This window comes from Flavobacterium sp. Arc3, assembly GCF_041431375.1.
Classification (GTDB): Bacteria; Bacteroidota; Bacteroidia; order Flavobacteriales; family Flavobacteriaceae; genus Flavobacterium.
In genome coordinates this window covers 67,638-85,860 of record NZ_JASMRI010000011.1, presented here as the reverse complement: position 1 = coordinate 85,860, position 18,223 = coordinate 67,638, and the positions used below count along the sequence as shown (strand labels likewise).

The 18,223-nt window shown below is 34.0% G+C and carries 18 protein-coding genes; 9 read left to right on the top strand and 9 right to left on the bottom strand.

Annotated features, from left to right (window positions below):
* The 3 genes from pstA to phoU all read left to right on the top strand — a co-directional run bounded on the left by pstA (position 1) and on the right by phoU (position 2,455).
* On the top strand, positions 1-879 hold the full coding sequence (gene pstA / locus QO200_RS09955) for a phosphate ABC transporter permease PstA (RefSeq protein ID WP_371539319.1): 879 nt from the start codon (positions 1-3) through the stop codon (positions 877-879).
* Positions 880-987: 108 nt separating this feature from the next.
* The gene (gene pstB / locus QO200_RS09950; protein WP_371539317.1) at positions 988-1,740 is read left to right on the top strand and encodes a phosphate ABC transporter ATP-binding protein PstB; all 753 of its coding nucleotides are present in this window, start codon (positions 988-990) and stop codon (positions 1,738-1,740) included.
* A gap of 46 nt (positions 1,741-1,786) precedes the next feature.
* On the top strand, positions 1,787-2,455 hold the full coding sequence (phoU, locus tag QO200_RS09945; RefSeq protein WP_371539314.1) for a phosphate signaling complex protein PhoU: 669 nt from the start codon (positions 1,787-1,789) through the stop codon (positions 2,453-2,455).
* Between the two features lie 87 nt (positions 2,456-2,542).
* Here phoU and QO200_RS09940 read toward each other — a convergent pair whose 3' ends face one another.
* The 4 genes from QO200_RS09940 to QO200_RS09925 form a co-directional block, all read right to left on the bottom strand.
* Positions 2,543-3,622, bottom strand: a complete 1,080-nt coding sequence (locus QO200_RS09940; protein ID WP_371539311.1) for a glycosyltransferase — start codon at positions 3,620-3,622, stop codon at positions 2,543-2,545.
* A gap of 92 nt (positions 3,623-3,714) precedes the next feature.
* Complete coding sequence (locus tag QO200_RS09935) at positions 3,715-7,146, bottom strand: hypothetical protein (protein ID WP_371539308.1); 3,432 nt, start codon at positions 7,144-7,146, stop codon at positions 3,715-3,717.
* A gap of 350 nt (positions 7,147-7,496) precedes the next feature.
* On the bottom strand, positions 7,497-8,750 hold the full coding sequence (locus QO200_RS09930; RefSeq protein WP_371539306.1) for an aspartate kinase: 1,254 nt from the start codon (positions 8,748-8,750) through the stop codon (positions 7,497-7,499).
* A gap of 54 nt (positions 8,751-8,804) precedes the next feature.
* Positions 8,805-9,287 (bottom strand): N-acetyltransferase family protein, encoded by a 483-nt coding sequence (locus QO200_RS09925; protein WP_371539303.1) that lies wholly within the window; start codon positions 9,285-9,287, stop codon positions 8,805-8,807.
* Between the two features lie 168 nt (positions 9,288-9,455).
* On the opposite strand from QO200_RS09925, the gene fbp reads away from it, so the two are divergent.
* On the top strand, positions 9,456-10,475 hold the full coding sequence (gene fbp / locus QO200_RS09920) for a class 1 fructose-bisphosphatase (protein ID WP_371539301.1): 1,020 nt from the start codon (positions 9,456-9,458) through the stop codon (positions 10,473-10,475).
* Positions 10,476-10,518: 43 nt separating this feature from the next.
* Here fbp and QO200_RS09915 read toward each other — a convergent pair whose 3' ends face one another.
* Entirely contained in the window at positions 10,519-10,947 is a 429-nt protein-coding gene (locus QO200_RS09915; protein WP_371539299.1) for a TerB family tellurite resistance protein, read from the bottom strand.
* Between the two features lie 189 nt (positions 10,948-11,136).
* Between QO200_RS09915 and QO200_RS09910 the strand changes: the two genes are divergently transcribed.
* From QO200_RS09910 to QO200_RS09900, 3 genes are read left to right on the top strand one after another with little or no spacing between them, the layout of a single operon-like run.
* On the top strand, positions 11,137-11,730 hold the full coding sequence (locus QO200_RS09910) for a HupE/UreJ family protein (RefSeq protein WP_371539298.1): 594 nt from the start codon (positions 11,137-11,139) through the stop codon (positions 11,728-11,730).
* A 2-nt stretch (positions 11,731-11,732) separates the two neighbouring features.
* Positions 11,733-12,164, top strand: a complete 432-nt coding sequence (locus QO200_RS09905) for a cytidine/deoxycytidylate deaminase family protein (RefSeq protein WP_371539296.1) — start codon at positions 11,733-11,735, stop codon at positions 12,162-12,164.
* Positions 12,165-13,733: a S41 family peptidase gene (locus QO200_RS09900; protein ID WP_371539293.1), complete on the top strand. Its 1,569-nt coding sequence runs from the start codon at positions 12,165-12,167 to the stop codon at positions 13,731-13,733.
* A gap of 87 nt (positions 13,734-13,820) precedes the next feature.
* Here the strand turns inward: QO200_RS09900 and QO200_RS09895 are convergent, their stop codons facing one another.
* From QO200_RS09895 to QO200_RS09880, 4 genes are all read right to left on the bottom strand, one after another.
* Entirely contained in the window at positions 13,821-14,387 is a 567-nt protein-coding gene (locus QO200_RS09895) for a lysophospholipid acyltransferase family protein (protein ID WP_371539290.1), read from the bottom strand.
* Between the two features lie 242 nt (positions 14,388-14,629).
* Complete coding sequence (locus tag QO200_RS09890) at positions 14,630-15,235, bottom strand: FAD-dependent oxidoreductase (RefSeq protein WP_371539287.1); 606 nt, start codon at positions 15,233-15,235, stop codon at positions 14,630-14,632.
* Between the two features lie 2 nt (positions 15,236-15,237).
* On the bottom strand, positions 15,238-15,441 hold the full coding sequence (locus QO200_RS09885) for a hypothetical protein (RefSeq protein WP_074721984.1): 204 nt from the start codon (positions 15,439-15,441) through the stop codon (positions 15,238-15,240).
* 125 nt (positions 15,442-15,566) lie between these two features.
* Complete coding sequence (locus QO200_RS09880) at positions 15,567-16,145, bottom strand: MarC family protein (RefSeq protein WP_371539285.1); 579 nt, start codon at positions 16,143-16,145, stop codon at positions 15,567-15,569.
* A gap of 219 nt (positions 16,146-16,364) precedes the next feature.
* Between QO200_RS09880 and QO200_RS09875 the strand changes: the two genes are divergently transcribed.
* Together QO200_RS09875 and QO200_RS09870 are read left to right on the top strand one after the other, a co-directional pair.
* Positions 16,365-16,931 carry a DUF3109 family protein gene (locus QO200_RS09875; protein ID WP_371539282.1) on the top strand — a complete coding sequence of 189 codons (567 nt, stop codon included), beginning with the start codon at positions 16,365-16,367 and terminating at the stop codon, positions 16,929-16,931.
* A 263-nt stretch (positions 16,932-17,194) separates the two neighbouring features.
* Entirely contained in the window at positions 17,195-18,172 is a 978-nt protein-coding gene (locus QO200_RS09870; protein ID WP_371539279.1) for a ribonucleotide-diphosphate reductase subunit beta, read from the top strand.
* The last annotated feature ends 51 nt before the right edge of the window (positions 18,173-18,223 follow it).

The following is an 18,223-nucleotide window of genomic DNA, read 5'->3' as shown; positions in this document are numbered from 1 at the left end:
ATGAGTACTGAAAATAATTTAGCAAAGAAAAAAAGAAGAAGTCAAAAAATTGCCTTTGGGATTTTTACAGGGACAAGCTATGCTATTGTAGCGCTGCTGTTTGTAATATTAGCTTTTATCGTAATAAAAGGGATTGGAGTTATTAGCTGGGAATTTATCAGCGCTATGCCAAAGAACGGAATGACTGAAGGTGGGATTTTTCCAGCTATTGTTGGAACACTGTGTTTGGTTTTAGCTAGTATGATATTTGCGTTTCCTGTAGGTGTGCTAGCAGCAATTTACATGAATGAATATGTGAAAGATGGCTGGCCTAAAAAAATAATTAAGCAAATGACAAATAACCTTGCAGGAGTTCCATCCATCGTATTTGGACTTTTTGGGATGTCATTATTTGTAAATAAGTTGGAATTTGGAGATTCTATTTTAGCAGGTGGATTAACATTAGGTTTATTAGTGCTTCCAGTTATCATTAGAACAACAGAGGAATCATTGAAAGCGGTAGACGACACCTTTAGGCAAGCAAGTTTTGGGTTAGGAGCAAGTAAGTGGGAAACGACAAGTAAAATTGTGTTTCCAATTGCATTTCCTAATATCATTACAGGATTAATATTATCTATAGGAAGGGTTTCTGGAGAAACGGCACCTATTTTATTTACCGTTGCTGCTTATTTTTTACCTAAATTGCCTACATCTATTTTTGATCAGGCGATGGCATTGCCTTATCATTTATATGTAATCGCAACCAGCGGTACAGATATTGAAAAATCAAGAGCAATGGCTTATGGTACGGCACTTATATTAATTATTATTGTATTGATTTCTAATTTATTGGCGAATGCGCTTCGTAAATATTATGGAAAAAAAGTAAAAATGAATTAATACCGTTAGCTAATTCATTATAGTCCAATTTAAAAGTTGACGAAATGAATTATACTGCGGCATTACACCAGAATAATGGTTTAAAAATAAAAAAACAAAGGGTATAACATGCATAAAATACAATCAAACAACGTAAATTTTTACTACGGAGAAAATCATGCTTTGCGTGACATTTCTTTATCAATGAAAGAAAATACGGTTACGGCATTAATTGGACCATCAGGATGTGGTAAATCAACTTATTTGCGTTTGTTGAATAGAATGAATGACCTTATAGATGGTACTAAAATGACCGGAAGTATTGTTATTGATGGAGCTGATATTTACGAAAAAAACACGAATGTGGATAATTTGCGTAAAAATGTAGGAATGGTTTTTCAAAAGCCAAATCCTTTTCCAAAGACTATTTTCGAAAATGTAGCTTATGGATTGCGAGTGAATGGAATTACTGATAAAAATGAAATTGAAGAGCGTGTTGTAACTACTATCGAACAAGTAGCGCTTTGGGATGAGGTAAAAGACAAACTAAAGAAATCAGCTTTTGAGCTTTCTGGGGGGCAACAACAAAGATTGTGCATCGCTCGTGCTCTAGCCATAAAGCCTTCTATATTATTGATGGATGAGCCAACATCAGCTTTGGATCCAATTTCAACTTCAAAAATTGAAGAGCTTATTTATGAGTTAAAAAACAAGTATACCATTGTTATTGTTACGCATAATATGCAGCAAGCGGGTCGTGTGAGCGATACTACTGCTTTTTTCTATATGGGCGAGTTGATCGAATACGATAAAACAAAAACAATTTTCACAAAACCCGCAATCAAACAAACAGAAGATTATATAACAGGAAGATTTGGATAAGAATACAGAATCTACTAACTTTAAATCTTCAAATCTTTAGAAAAAAATGGCATCACACTTAGAAACAGAACTTGGTAAGCTTAGGGGTATAATTATAAAAATAGGAGGTCTGGCTGAAAGTCAGGTTGCTGAAGCTGTTAAGGCAGTGCTATCAGAACCCGCTTTAGAAAGTAAAGAAGTAAAGAAAACAGAAAATAAAATTGATAAACTTGATGTAAAAATTGACGATATCTGTCAAAGTGTTTTTGCTTTGCAACAACCAGTGGCTTCTGATTTACGTTTTATCATATCGGCAATGCAAATTAGCAGGGAGATAGAAAGAATTGGTGACTTGTCAATGAGCATCATCAAACTGACTAAAAGCATTAAGGAAAAGCATGAGTTAATATCAAAATTTAGTATTGCTGATATTGTGCGAGGTGCAGAAGATATTACAGCAAAAACAAATGAGTGCTTCCTAAATATGGATGAATCCACTATTGAAGAAATTTTTACGTTAAACAATGATATAAAAGGTAAAAGCAGCGATGCAATTGATAATATCATTGGAGAAATGAAAAATAATTCTAAGACGGTTGTTTCTGGTACCAATTTAATTATTGCGTTGAAACACTTTGAAAGAATTGCAGATCACAGTACAAACGTTGCAGAATCTGTTTATTTTATGATTAATGCAAAGACTCTCAAGCACGAGAAATTTTCAGATAAGAAATAATTTAATTCACCATTGAATTAAATTTTAAAGCTGATTTTTATATCAAACAAGGATATAAAAATGAGCTTTTTTAATGAGATACTGTTTTTAAATTTCGAAGATACTAAATAACTTTTTCCAATCAGGAGTGTTGTCAAAGCACTGTAAGCCACTATATTTTTTTACCTCTGGTAGGTTATCTATTTTAAAACTATCTTGTTCTGCATAAGGAACAATACCATCTTCTTTTAATTTTTTAGCTAAGTACAACTGCTCGTATTGACCAGGAGTAGGGATGAAGAAAGCTTTTTTACCTAGTTTTACCAGGTCCATAATTGTAGTATAACCAGAACGTGCCAGAATAAGATCACTTTCATTAAAAGTTTGCTCTAGTTGACGACTTGTCATAAAGTTAAAGTAGGTGATGTTTTTTAGTTGTTCTTTCTTTTGTTCCTTTTCTACAATTCCTTTTATGAATACTACATTGCCTCGATAGCGTTTTAGCTCGATTTTAAGTATAGATTCTAATAATCCTCGTTGAGGTTCAGGGCCAGAGAGAATAACCATCAGGTCGTATTGTTTAGGGGTTTCTTTTTTATGCATGCGGCTTAATGGGCCGATGTATTTAGGAATAAAAGGCAAATTGTTTGAATGACTCAGTTCTCCTGCCAGATTCGGTTGGCCTTCAACATCAGGAACCCAACATTCTGTATATTTTTTAATAATATTTTGATGTAGTTTACTCGATAACCAAGTTGTATTTCCAGTCATCACATTGAGTTGATGTGTTATAAATACACACGGAACATTTTTATTAAAAACACCTAGTCTATTGTCTGAAATGATTCCGTCGATGTCGTGTTTTTTAATCCATGAAGCAACCAGTTTTTTTTCATTCCAAATGGCTTTTAGCATTTTTGGAGCATTTTGTAACAACTTCCATTTGAAATTCGTGCCGTTTTTAGCATACTCTATTTGGTAGGAAGGCAGTTCGAGTGTTTGTAAATAAGGGAACTCTTTGCGTAACATGGCAAGGGCTATTCCGTCTGAAGCGATTATAGGGATGTGATTGTTTTCTTGCAATGCCTTTATTACAGGAATGCAGCGCGTAGCATGTCCCAAGCCCCAGTTTAATGGTGCAACCAAAATAGTTTTCGGGACATTATTGATTTCCTCTTGTGTTGACATTTCTGCTTTTTTAGGGAAAGGTACACAAACAAAGGTTTAAGAAAGAGACACTTTGTATTACCAAACCTTTAAATTATTAATTTGTATTTGAATTAAAAATAAGCCCTTAATTGAACATTACCTGTGTGGATGGCTTGGCTTGATTCACTTTTTCTTCCCTGATAATTGAAATTAATATCAAGGAATTGGGTGATGTTCTTTTGCAATAGCAATCTCCAAGTAATGTTTTGACCCGTTTGTAAACCTTCGAGCATTTGAAAGCCGACAGAAGAAAATTCATTACCGTTAAACTTATTCTGATAAAAGGAAACCTCACCATTCATTGTGATTTTTTTATCATTGGCATAAGAGAAAGAGGTTCCAAAACGGTTTTGTACCAAAGACTCAAAATTGCCAATCTGGTTTTCTTTGTTTTGTAACTCGTAAAAAACATCTAAACTAGTATTTTTTGAAAATAGGTAACTGATTTTTGGAGCTAATTGATAGCCCTTTATGGTATAATTTTTTTCAGTATAATTTTCCGAAACTATATCGGTTTGTATCGTTTTGAAAAAGGTTCCAAATAACCAACTTTTTCTATATAAATGAGAATATTGTAATTGATGGGAACTGTTGTTAGACTCCTGTGATCCTGTAGAAAGTAAATTTTTGGTTTGATTTTCTATGTAAGAGTAGGTGACGGAGTGTTTCTGTTTTCCTCTATTGTAAAATAAGCTGTTTCTAAAACTGGAACTGAGGCCTAATACATTTTCTTGTGAGGAATTAAAGGGGTTAAGTTCAAAATTGCCTCCTTCGTTTTTTGTTTTTCGATCAATAATGAAAGAAGTCTGATTGTAAAAAAAAGAGCTGAATTTTTTAAATCCAGTTTCATTTTGCCATTGAGTAGGATTTAAAATAATAGATTGCGAGAATTTAGTCTGATGCGTTTTTATATACACACGATTGGGTAAATAGACTCTAATGTATTTTGCCTGATCGATATATGGAGCCACTTCAAATTCTTGTAATTCCTGAATTCCGTTTGCATTATAATCATTCCAAGCATAAACACCTTGTCCCGTGGCGACTTCAAGATAGGTGAATTCCTGTTGGGGTAATGTACCCGAATTCGTTTCATAAGCACTTGTTCCCTGAATCAATTGATTGAAAAAAAGATCATTGTATAGGATTCTAGAATTTAGCGAAGGCTCTTTTCTCTTAGAAGGATCCACAAAATCTAATACCCGATAATTAACATTAACAGATAAGTCACTTTTTGCTGTTTGAATTAATTTTGACTTCAAATAGTATGTTTGTGAATTATTTACCCTTTGTAATATGCCATTTTCTATACTGTCATTGGTTCTTTTTAATAACCCCAATTCGACAAATACCTTTGTACTGTCCCCTCGACCCGCAAATACTCCATATTCAGAAAAGCGCTGACTTAAGTTCGAAAATTGATTGGTTGATTTGGTTTTCTCCTCATTGTCCTCAAAACGTTGGCTAGAGCCAATCCAGTTTTTGTCAAAGTGATACCGAATTTGAGATTGGTTTCTAATGAAAGTCGAAGTGGTGAGTGCTGCGTCACTTTTTAAATAACTTCCGTGATTTTGAAAGCTCCAGTTTTTCAGATTGAAATATCCGTTTAGACTATGTCTGTTCCCAGAAAAACTTTCAGAGAAATCTAGCTTTTCAAATTGGTATTTTACCACCCCATTAGAATGTAATTTGGAGGAAGGCTTTAAGTTAAACTCCAAACCAGATACTAGTAAACTTTGATTCCCAACTGCTGTCGTACCCAAATTCCAATCCCTATCAAATTCTATAGTGTATAGTCTTTCGATGGTTCTAAATTCCTTTTGGGTAAATTGATAATTGGCGTACCCATCGACAATCCACTTCTTTGAAAATAACCGTTGCCTGGCATTTATTTTTCCGCTTATTCCTTGATTGTTAGAATCATCGCTATTTGAGAAAAGATTAGCGTCATTGTTGCTGACTCCTATTTCTAAATCAACAGCTGTTTTCTGGGATGGAGAGTACTTCCCTAAAAAAGTAGCCACTTGAATTTTTGTAGGGGCCACCAGCTGGATAGTTGGGGCATAATTCCCTTGCGGAATTGCGTTTATTGGTACAATATATTCGTAAATACTACTGATGCTGGCGGCATTTTTCAATACGTAATTTCCTTTATTAGATCCCACTAAAGTAAATCGTACATTAAATAACTCTTCTTGAGGGTCATTTGAATATTCGAATACTTCTGCCGTATTTATCATCGTTTTTCTGTACAGTACTTTGTTGTCAGAATAAGAGTCTGGATAGGCAGAGGGTGCAATCATTGATTCTTGATTGTCGCCAGCGTTAACTAAAATTTGGGCTTGTTCTTTGGTGAGGTTTTGCTGTAAGGGTTGGTTTTTAATGTCATTTTCAGAATAGAGGTAACTTCCAAAACTCCATATTTTATTTTGATGTGTGACCCCGGCATAAGTCACAAATCGAGTGTAATTCCTATCTGAGAATTGATATTCAATCGCAATACGCATTTCAGAGGTTATGGTAAACAACGGAGTAAATGTTATTTCACCTGCGTTGTAATCAATAGTATAATCCTTATTCTCTCCTCTTTCTAAAAGTAAACCATTTACGTAGACTCGCTCTGATCCTGATATTACGAGTACATATAATTCTCCGTTTTGACCTTTTAATTTATAGGGTCCTTGGCTGCCTTCGACACCTGTGAAATTACTTTTGGCATATTGACCTTTTACCAAGGCTACAGATGCGAAAACATTCGTTTTGTTTTTAGGGGTGCCAAAATCAAAATTGGCTGAAAGACCTTGAACCTTTTTATTAAAGTTTAAAAATTGCGATGCGTGATTTTCAAGAAAGAGATCACCTGCCCGTATGTTCCATTTATCGCTAAATAGCTCCATGAAAATGTTGTCGAACTGGTCTAGCTTTTGCGAATAGCCGCCATCTTGTAACGGAATATTACTGTCTTGCAACGAGGCTCGTAAACTAACTTTTTCAGATAGCTTTCCCATGATTTGCAAATCCAGATTAGAATTTAGAACCGTGTTTTGGTTGTTTCCTATTGTTACCCCACGGGTAATGCTTCCCGAAGTTGTCAAGCCGTCAAAAGGGATGTTTTTTTCAGCAGCTTTGGTGTTTATTTGATATAATTTATCTTCATTAATATCATTACTCACCACTCGACTGGGGTCGTAAATACGGTACTCCCTAGTTAGAAAGTCAGGGAATTTTAGGTACTGCACCGTGATAGAATCGGATTTAGTGAGAAGGTTATTTTTCAATAATAGAGTTCCTTTTAGAAAATCAATTTTATAAAAAGTACTGTCAATAGGAATGCTATTGGCGTCAAGCAATTTAAAAAAAGACGCATTTAGGCTTTCGTTTTCAAGATGTATGGTATCACGGGAAAATGGAACTTTTTTGGTTTTATATAATGAATTGTTTTCCTGGGCATGTAGTCCAGAAAAACATATAATCATTACCAAAAGCACTATTTTTTTTACCATAAAGAGAATAACGTCTATTAGCCAAAAGTAGTGTATTCTGTATAATTATGATTACAACTAAGGAAACAATGGTGCCGCTTGTCTTGCATCTATTGGAAACGATTATAAGTCTAATCTGTTTTTAGTTGGCATTCGCCAATATGCAAATTTCTCTATTCAAATGCTTATTTATAACGAGAGTTCCTTTTTTAAGAGAGGTTGGTTATGGTAAATGAATGCCAATAGACCCGGCCTTTCTTACGAAAAACCGGGTCTATTGTCGTTCATGTTATAGTGAAAAAAATGTGATCCGATTAATTTATAGTCAAACCTTCTTCAGCGGTAGAAGAAATACAACCATTAAAATTAGTTTACTCGCTAGTTACAATTTGCATTGTTTCAGTACTAATCTGTTTTAAAACAACTTTTTTACCTTGTTCTACTGTTTCTGCAGCAGAATCGTTAAAGTGTCTAATGGTATATAAAGTCACATTTTGGCTAAAGTCCACTTTGAATTTTTTTGATAAAATAGCATTTAATTCGTTGAAGTTGTCAAATTTATCTTCTACGCATACGGAGAAGCTAATCGCGGTATTTTGAATTAGATTTACTTTCAATTTAAACTCATGGAATAAAGAAAATATCTCACTGATATTCTCTTCCATAATAAAGGAAAAATCTATAGAGGATAGCGAAATCAACAATTGGTTTCTTTTAACGATAAAGCACGGTAAGTACGGCTCTAAATTCACACCTTTTGAAACACTTGTCCCTTTTAATAATGGATTGATAAAGGATTTTACATACAAAGGGATTTCCTTTTTTTGTAAAGGTTGTAATGTTTTTGGGTGGATTACTGTTGCGCCATAAAAAGCTAATTCAATAGCTTCACGATACGAAATCTGATTTAGCAAACTTGCATTTTCAAAATAACGTGGATCTGCATTCATAACTCCAGGGACATCTTTCCAGATAGTTACGCTTTCGGCATTTAAACAATAGGCAAAAATCGCTGCTGTATAATCAGAACCTTCACGTCCTAATGTTGTTGTGAAATTGTTTTCATCAGAACCCAGGAATCCTTGGGTAATGTTCAACATTTTTCTTTTTACATTTTTTGAAATATTCTTTTGCGTAAGATCCCAGTCTACTGTGGCATCTCTATAGTTAGAGTCAGTCTTGATGAAGTTTCTAACATCAATCCACTCTGTTTTTATACCCATATGATTCATGAAGTGGGTAAGAATAGTAGTCGATATCAACTCACCATAACTTACTACTTGATCGTAAACGAAATTATAGTTTGGAGATTTGTTGTGTGCTAAAAAATATTCCAAATCAGAAAATTGCGCTTTTACAGCAGTAAAAACTGCATTCTTATCATCTTCAAACAAATCTAATAAGATTTGATTGTGGTATTTTTTTACTTCTTGTACGGATGATTGAAGAGCTGATGACTTATCAAAATAGTCTTTTATAACTACTTCAAGAGCATTAGTGGTTTTTCCCATTGCAGAAACTACCAATAAAACATCTTCATACCCTACTTTTTGTAAAACGTCATAAACATTTTTAATTCCCTCGGCATCTTTCACGGACGCACCTCCAAATTTGAATACTCTCATAATAATAAAAATTCCAATATTTTAAACTCTAAATTCCAATGTCTAAATGGAACTTTATTTTTTTAATTTATTCTCTACGAATTGGTTGACTCCTTCTTCGTCCATTTGCACTACATACCAATCTTTAAGTACCTTGGCACCTGATTTTTCATAAAAATCAATTGCAGGAGTATTCCAGTCTAAAACATTCCATTCGACTCTGCGTACTTGATCTTTTTTGCCTTGTTTTATAATTTCTGAATACAAAGCATAGCCAGCTCCAGTGCCGCGCATTTTTTCTTTAACTACTAGATCTTCTAAATGTATAGTTTTACCTTTCCAAGTAGAGTAGCGATAATAATACAAAGCAATTCCCACAATCTCCGATTCAACTTCAGCTACAAAAACATGGAATAGAGGAGTAGGACCAAATCCATCGCGGATTAAATCGTCAACATTGATCAAAACGGCATCTGGCTCCTTTTCAAAATCAGCTAATTCTTGAATTAATGCGAGAACAGCGGTCATATCTTCGGGTTTTCCTTTTCTGATAATCATAAATTCTTGTTTTAGAGGGTAAAAAATTAAAATATAGTTTTTTCAACCCGTAAATTAGGTGTTATATCAGCAAATATACAATAGTGATAAACTAAGTAAATTTTATTCAATTCATTTTCACAAAAAAGTCGATATTTGTGACTTCAATTTAACTACAACGATGTCGTAATGGAAGAACGCAATAAAACCTTAGGGGAATTTATCATTGAGAACCAAAATGCCTTTCAATATTCGTCTGGCGAATTATCTCGTATTATCAACTCTATTCGATTGGCCGCTAAGGTGGTCAACTATAAAGTGAATAAAGCGGGGCTTGTGGACATAACAGGGGCTGCCGGAGCACAAAACATTCAGGGCGAAGATCAACAGAAACTTGATGTTTATGCTAATGAAGTTTTTATTCAAACATTAATTAATCGTGAAATTGTTTGCGGAATTGCTTCTGAAGAAAATGACGATTTTATTACTGTTGAAGGAAGTGATAATAGCCATAACAATAAATATGTCGTATTAATGGACCCACTAGATGGATCTTCAAATATAGATGTAAACGTTTCTGTGGGGACTATTTTTTCTGTTTATAGAAGAGTAACTCCAATAGGATCTCCAGTAACCTTAGAAGATTTTTTACAACCTGGAACGAGTCAAGTTGCTGCAGGATATGTGATTTATGGAACGTCAACTATGATTGTTTACACAACAGGACATGGTGTGAATGGATTTACATTAAATCCAGCTATTGGAACATTTTACTTGTCACATCCTAATATGCAGTTTTCTGAAGACGGACATATTTATTCTATCAATGAAGGTAATTATGTGCATTTTCCACAAGGGGTTAAAGATTATATTAAATATTGCCAATCAGAAGAAGAGGATAGACCATACACTTCTCGTTATATAGGAAGTTTGGTATCTGATATTCACAGAAACATGATTAAAGGCGGGATTTACATTTATCCAACTAGTTCTAAAGCTCCAAAAGGAAAATTACGTTTGCTGTATGAATGTAACCCAATGGCTTTTATTGTAGAGCAGGCAGGAGGAAAAGCATCAGATGGTTGTGGTAGAATAATGGAAATTCAACCAACTGAATTACACGAAAGAGTACCGTTTTTCTGCGGTAGTTATAATATGGTTGAAAAGGCAGAAGAGTTTATGCATAAAGCCAAACTAAGTAAATACTAAAATAATAAAAAAGGGCCCTAAAATTTTTAGGGCCCTTTATATTTTATAAATGTTTTTCCATTTCTAAAAGGAAATCATCGATATCGGTTTTTTTGTCTACTAATATAAGTGCATTAGCTACAACCAGGTTTACGTTTTCTGGCGTAAAACCAATTCCCAAGCAAAGTTTTTTCAACATAATTTCTTGCTGATCTCCCAAAACATGGTCAACATGGACTATTCTGGCTAAATCGTATAAACGCTCCAATCTCATTGAATTTAAGTATGGAGGGTTGATTGGATACTTTGAAGGGTTTTCTAAAATCTCTACATATTCTGCAGGAGAAATCTCTAGCCTAGTGGCTAATTTGTCTAAAAACTCTTTTTCTTCAGGGGCAAAAACCCCGTCTGCTAGTGCTAATCTCACAATAGAAGAAAAGTGACCTTTATTTCTTTGTTTGAATTCGCTATCAAATAAATCTGAAAATGACATAATTAAGTGTATTTTTTTATGGTGCAAATATAAATCAATTTTTAAACTATTAATTTATTTTAATTTTTATTTTATAATAATAGGTGATCTTTATTAAAATATAAATGGAGGATTTAAGTTTTCAATTCTAGCATTTTCAAAATAAATCGTAAGTTTACAATCCCTTTATCAACAATAATTATATTACCTATGTCAGAATTTTTGATTTATTTTCAAATAGGATTGAAACACGTTTTAGATATTCACGCCTACGATCACGTTTTGTTTTTAATAGCACTGGCTGTACCGTTTTCTTTTAAAGATTGGAAACGAATTGTACTTTTAATAACGCTCTTTACGATAGGTCATACCATGGCTTTATTGCTTTCTGTTTTCGGTATTATTGCTATTAAAGTAAATGTGGTGGAATTGTTAATCCCAATTACCATATTAATTACTGCTTTCTTCAATCTGTTTACCGCCGGTAAATCAAATAAAAAAGAAAGTATAAACCTAATATTTTTCGTCACTCTTTTCTTTGGTATTATACATGGATTAGGATTTTCTAATTATTTTAAGGCTATTCTTGGCGGAAACGCCACCTCAAAATTACTGCCTTTGGCTGAATTTGCGTTAGGAATTGAAGCAGCGCAAATTGTTGTGGTTTTTGTAGTATTGATTCTGTCTTATATTGTACAAACGGTCTTTAGGTTCTCAAAAAGGGATTGGACCTTGGTGATGTCGGCTTTTATAATAGGGGTGGTTTTACCAATGATAATTGAAAATGAAATATGGACGAGATAAAAATGGAAGCAAAAAAATTAAATAAATACGATAAGGCTTATCTAAGAATTGCTACTGAATGGGGTAGTTTGTCTTATTGTAAGCGCAAACAAGTGGGAGCAATCATCGTTCGCGACCGAATGATAATTTCAGACGGTTATAATGGAACGCCCACTGGATTTGAAAATTGCTGTGAGGACAATGAAGGGTTAACCCGATGGGATGTCCTACATGCGGAAGCAAATGCTATTCTAAAAGTAGCGAGATCGACACAGTCCTGTGAAGGGTCTACTTTATACATTACACTGTCGCCCTGCAAAGAGTGCAGTAAGCTAATACATCAATCCGGAATAAAACGAGTGGTATATCATAAAGGATACCGTGATGATTCCGGAATTCAGTTTTTAATAAAAGCTGGTGTGATTGTTGAGCATATATCGATATTAGAAGAATAGATGAAAACTGAAGTTAAATACCTGCCAATACTTATAGGCGCAACTCTTGCGCTCGGAATTGTTATTGGTGGATGCTTAAATAGTTTTGGTGTAGATCATTTTTTGGTCGAAAACAGTTCTAAAACTAAAATCAATAAACTGATTGATTTTATCGACAATGAATACGTAGATAATGTAAATACAGATTCTATCGTCAATATTACGGTCGACAATATTCTAAGTCAACTAGACCCGCATTCTGTTTATATTTCCCCAAGTGAGCAAACCCTTGTTGCTGAAAACATGAAAGGTGATTTTGTGGGGATTGGGGTTAATTTCTATATGTATAAAGATTCTGTGGCAATAATCAGACCTATCGAGAATGGTCCTTCGGCTAAAGCAGGGCTAAAGGCGGGAGATAGAATTTTATACGCAGATAAAACAAAATTATTTGGACGTAAATTGCCTAGTGATAGTCTTTTCTCTAAACTAAAAGGAGAACAAGGTTCAGTGGTGGAACTTACTATTTACAGAAAATCCATCGATAAGAAAATAAAAATTAAAATAGAACGTGGTGTTATTCCTTTAAAAAGTGTCGATGCGGCAATACTTTTAAACGGGACGACTGGATATATAAAAATCAATCGTTTTGCAGAAACGACCTTTGAAGAATTTAAAAAAGGTTTAGCCAAATTAAAAAAAGAAGGAGCAACAGAACTTGTAATAGATCTTCGCGATAATGGAGGTGGTTATATGGAAGAGGCGATTGATATTGCAGATGAATTATTAAAGGACAAGCAATTAATCGTTTTTACTAAAAATAAAAAAGGCAGAATACAAAAAACATACGCGACTAAAAAAGGTGATTTTGAAACGGGGAAGGTGTTTGTATTGCAAAATGAAAATAGTGCTTCGGCGAGTGAAATTCTGGCGGGAGCGATTCAGGATAATGACAGAGGAACTATCGTAGGGCGTCGTTCTTTTGGGAAAGGATTGGTGCAACGTGAAATGGATTTTGCTGATGGTTCGGCGGTTCGATTGACAGTGGCGAGATATTACACGCCTACAGGAAGGTCGATACAAAGACCATACAGTAAAGGGAATGATGAATATTTTAAAGAGTCAGAATCTCGTTTTGAGAATGGCGAATTATATGAAAAAGACAGTATAAAAGTAGCTGACAGCTTGAAGTTTAAAACACCGAAAGGTAAAATTGTTTATGGCGGTGGCGGAATTGTTCCGGATATTTTTGTTCCTCTCGAGGTAGAACATGGTAATGAAAACACAGTGTATTTAATGAAATCCGGAATCGTAGGAAACTTTGTTTTTGAGCAATTGGATAAAAGTAGAATGGCCTTTAAAGGGCTTTCTTTTGATGAGTTTAAGGGTAAAATGGATAAGACTGATTTATATTTTATTGCTTTTCAAAAATACCTTTTAAAAAGTGGGTTAGATATTGATTTGTTGAAAAGTAAAGCTATTGTAAAGCGCTATCTCGCGGCTGAATTTGCCCGACAATTGTATGGAGAAAGTAGTTACTACGAGATTATATTAAAAGAAGACGCCATGGTTAAGGCGGTTTTAAAATAGGGTTTTTAATCAATCGCAAAAATCAATCGCAATTTGAAATAAATATGCGGTCTTATGTTTAATGTAAGCTTACTTCAAACCTCTGTCTTATTTTTTGTTATTCCAATCTTTTCTATATCGAATAAGTTCCTTATCTATTATCTCTTTAGAAGTTTTTAATAAATATTCTGGGTCTTCAGAATATAGTGGCGGGAAATAAGTGATTTTTATTTCGGTGGTGAGTTTTCCAAAACATTTTAAAAAGTGAGGAATAAAGGTGTCGTCATTTACGAAAGCATCTGACTTTACTTTATAATCGATCGCAACAGGTAATATTGCTGCTTTTATTTGGGCGGCAGTTTTAAACGATCCGTAATTAAAGTCTACCGTTGTAGGTAAAACATGAGTTGTGCCTTCTGGAAAATTAATGACTGAATTGCCATTGTTGATGACTTCTTTTATGTTTTCGCATGTTTTTTGTCGGCTGTCCTGACATTCTCTTTCAACAAAAATCACTCCCGATATTTTACAGATATAACCAATGAGCGGCCAAGATTCTACTTCTTTTTTGCCAACGGGGTATGCGTGAATATGTCCTACAATAACTATTGGATCAAAATAAGAACGATGATTAGCTACGATTAATCCTGGAATTGTTGGTAATTCACCGTACACGGTTGTGCGGATTCCTAAAATAAAATTGGTTATTTTAATTATAAAATCACGTAAAAAAAGTGCGTTTCGTTTTGTAGTTTTTTCACTCCAAAAGAAACTTAGTAAATAAAAGCACAAAGAAAAAAATGAAACGTAAATAATGAAGACCAGAAGTCTCGCAAGGCTTAGAAGAAATGAAAGCATAGATTAGATTTGTAGAAAAGGTAAATCTAACATTAATTTTTTAATATACTAATTTGTGCTTATCTAATACTGTCGTGAACATGCGTTTGAATGCCGTTGTTCCAAAGCGTAAGGATATCTGTGGCTACTGAGGCTCCGCTTCCGGCCGCAATGGCAAGTTGGCTTCTCCATCCTGAAAGGGTTCCTGACACATAAATACCTTCGGCGACTTTATGATCAGTGTTGCGCAATTGTATTCGTTGTTTTTCGGCTACTGATTTTTGATGTGGCTCGATAAATTGCATCAGCCCCTCAATTGAAAAAGTATTTGCTGCGCCAATAGCAACTACAATCGCTTTTGTTTTATAAGTATTTTTGTTTGTTGTGACAGTAAAGTTAGGGGATTGTCCTTCAATTTTTAAAACCTTTTCGTTTGGTAATTGAGTAATATGAGTATAAAGTTTTGATAACTGTTGTGTACTTTGCCCTAGCAAATCCGAGCCTAGTGTTCCTTCAGGAATTCCATAGGCATTATTAAAAACAGCTTCTTGGAGTGATGATGTTCTTTGATGGGTAAAAATTGCAATCTTTTTTTCGGCTGCAAACTTTTTATTCTTTGCAGAGCCTAATACAAGAGCACAAGACATACCAGAAACACCGCCGCCAATAATTAAAACGTCAAACATGATTAAAGGTTGTCGTTCATTTTTTCTTCAATTTTTTTAGACATTCTAAAAATTAAAAGAATTAACACCGCACAGAATGAAGCTCCTATTCCAACGGACGCAACCATACTGTCTCCTTGAAACGGGTGGTTAAAATCTAACAATGTAATATTGAAGATTATAAGCGCCAATGCTAGAAACACTAATATGTTAGTAAAAATTTTCATAAGATGGTTTTTTGCCTGAATTGTAAAACAAAGATTAAAAGAGTATTTTAAGTTAAAAACATATCCTCAAAAAATCAGATTATATTTACAGGCTACATTAGGGGGTAAATTTATAAAAAAAAATATTAGACAAACAAACCTTTAACATTAGCAGCGAATAATTTAACAGCAATTGCGAGTAATATCACCCCAAAAATCTTGCGAATCACTCCTAAACCAGATTTTCCAAGCATTCCTTCTATTTTTGAAGATGCTTTCAAAACAAGATATACTAAAATCATATTTAGTAAGATGGCGATAATTATGTTGATAGTATGGTATTGAGATTTTAACGACAATAAAGTAGTCATCGTTCCTGCTCCTGCAATTAACGGGAAGGCAATTGGGACGATAGAAGCGGTTTTAGATTCTTCTTCATCTTTGTATAAGCGGATACCTAAAATCATTTCTAAGGCAAGGAAAAACAGAACAAAAGCACCTGCTACTGCAAAAGAATTTACATCAATTCCAATTATGTTTAACAATTCTTCTCCGACAAAAAGAAACATAATCATTATGATCATGGCTACAACAGTGGCTTTTTCAGACTGAATGTGTCCTACTTTAGTACGTAGGTCAACAATAATAGGAATGCTTCCTAAAATATCAATTACGGCAAAAAGTACCATTCCAACTGTAGCAATCTCTCTTAAGTCAACGTCCATTATCATTTTTTAATTTTTTGCAAAGGTATTAGATTTGATGGTTTTTTGAGGTGATCAGCCCTTTATTAAGCATTCCAATTGAAGGTTTTGCCACATTCTTTTTTTTAAACCGACTCAGTTGCGTTTTGTATTGGTGTTGTGTTAAAAGCATTATTTAATCAAGAAGCTATGTCTTAGTTTAGCTATCTTTGCACTTTATAATCTCAGTACCCCATAATAATGTTTCAACTAGGAAAAACCATCGTCTCAGAAGATATTTTAAGTAAAGATTTTGTTTGTAATCTAACAGCCTGTAAAGGCGCTTGTTGTGTTAACGGCGATGCCGGAGCGCCACTAAGTCAGGAGGAAACAAAAATTTTAGAAGAAATATATCCAAAGGTAAAACCATTTCTTCGTAAGGAAGGAATTGCAGCTATTGAGGCTCAGGGGACTTCGACGGTAGGTACAGATGGTGATCTGGAAACACCGCTGATTGACGACAAAGATTGCGCTTATGTAATTTATGATGGTAAAACAGCACTATGTGGGATTGAGCAAGCGTATAATCAAGGGATGGTAGACTGGAAAAAACCTGTTTCCTGTCATTTATATCCTATTCGTGTAAAAGATTTCACTGAATTTGCTGCTGTCAATTATGATAGATGGGATATTTGTGACCCAGCCTGTTCTTTAGGTCAGGAACTTGAGGTTCCAATCTATAAATTCGTCAAAGAAGCCTTGGTAAGAAGGTTTGGCGAAGACTGGTACTCGGAGCTTGAAAAAGTGGCTGAAGAGCTGAAAAAATAATTCTAAAAAAACGCCATTTTTTTATCGCAGTCTGTTTTTAAATTACTATATTTTACAGTGCTTTAGCGGATATCTTAAAATTTAAATCACTTATTATTAGGTATTTATGGTTTACGGAAAAACGGTGTGTTTTTTCGTCTTTGTTAAAAACTATGACCGATTGTGGATAAGTTTGGCTTTTAATTATCGCAATATTTTACAACCTTTGTAAACGGCGAAAGACTTAAAAATAAGTTAAAATCTCAAAAAAAACAACTACAACAATGTCACAAATTGAACCAATTTTACAAGAAAATAAAAATCGTTTCGTAATTTTTCCAATCAAACATCATGATATATGGGAGTTTTATAAGTCAATGGAAGCTAGCTTTTGGACTGCTGAAGAAATTGATTTATCTCAAGATTTGAATGACTGGAATAATAAATTGAATGACGACGAAAGGTATTTTGTGAAACATATTCTTGCTTTTTTTGCTGCTTCAGACGGAATTGTAAATGAAAATCTTGCTGAAAATTTTGTGAATGAAGTGCAATATGCAGAAGCAAAGTTCTTTTATGGTTTTCAAATTATGATGGAGAATATTCATAGTGAAACGTATTCGCTATTGATTGATACTTACGTAAAGGACGAAGATGAAAAGGATGACTTGTTTAATGCTTTAGAAGTTTTTCCGGCTATTAAGAAAAAAGCAGACTGGGCTTTACAGTGGATTGAATCAGATTCATTTGCTGAAAGATTGATTGCTTTTGCAGCTGTTGAAGGGATTTTCTTCTCAGGAGCATTTTGTTCTATTTATTGGTTGAAAAAACGTGGGTTAATGCCAGGATTGACTTTTTCAAATGAGTTGATTTCTCGTGACGAAGGAGTTCATTGTGACTTTGCAGTGCATTTACACAATCATCACTTAGTGAATAAAGTGCCAAAAGAAAGAATTAGAGGTATTATTGTAGATGCTTTAAACATAGAAAGAGAATTTATTACGGAATCACTTCCGGTAAGTTTAATAGGAATGAATGCTGTCTTGATGACTCAATATTTAGAATTTGTTGCTGATAGATTATTAGTGGAATTAGGTTGTGAAAGAGAATACAATACTACAAACCCTTTTGACTTTATGGATATGATTTCATTGCAAGGAAAAACAAATTTCTTTGAAAAGAAAGTGGCTGAATACCAAAAATCAGGTGTTATGAACTCTGATGGTGATTCGCAAAAAATCTCATTTGACGCTGACTTTTAATTAGTAGAAGCAAAAAAATCTAAGCTGCAAAGTAAATTGAAAGCTTAGTTT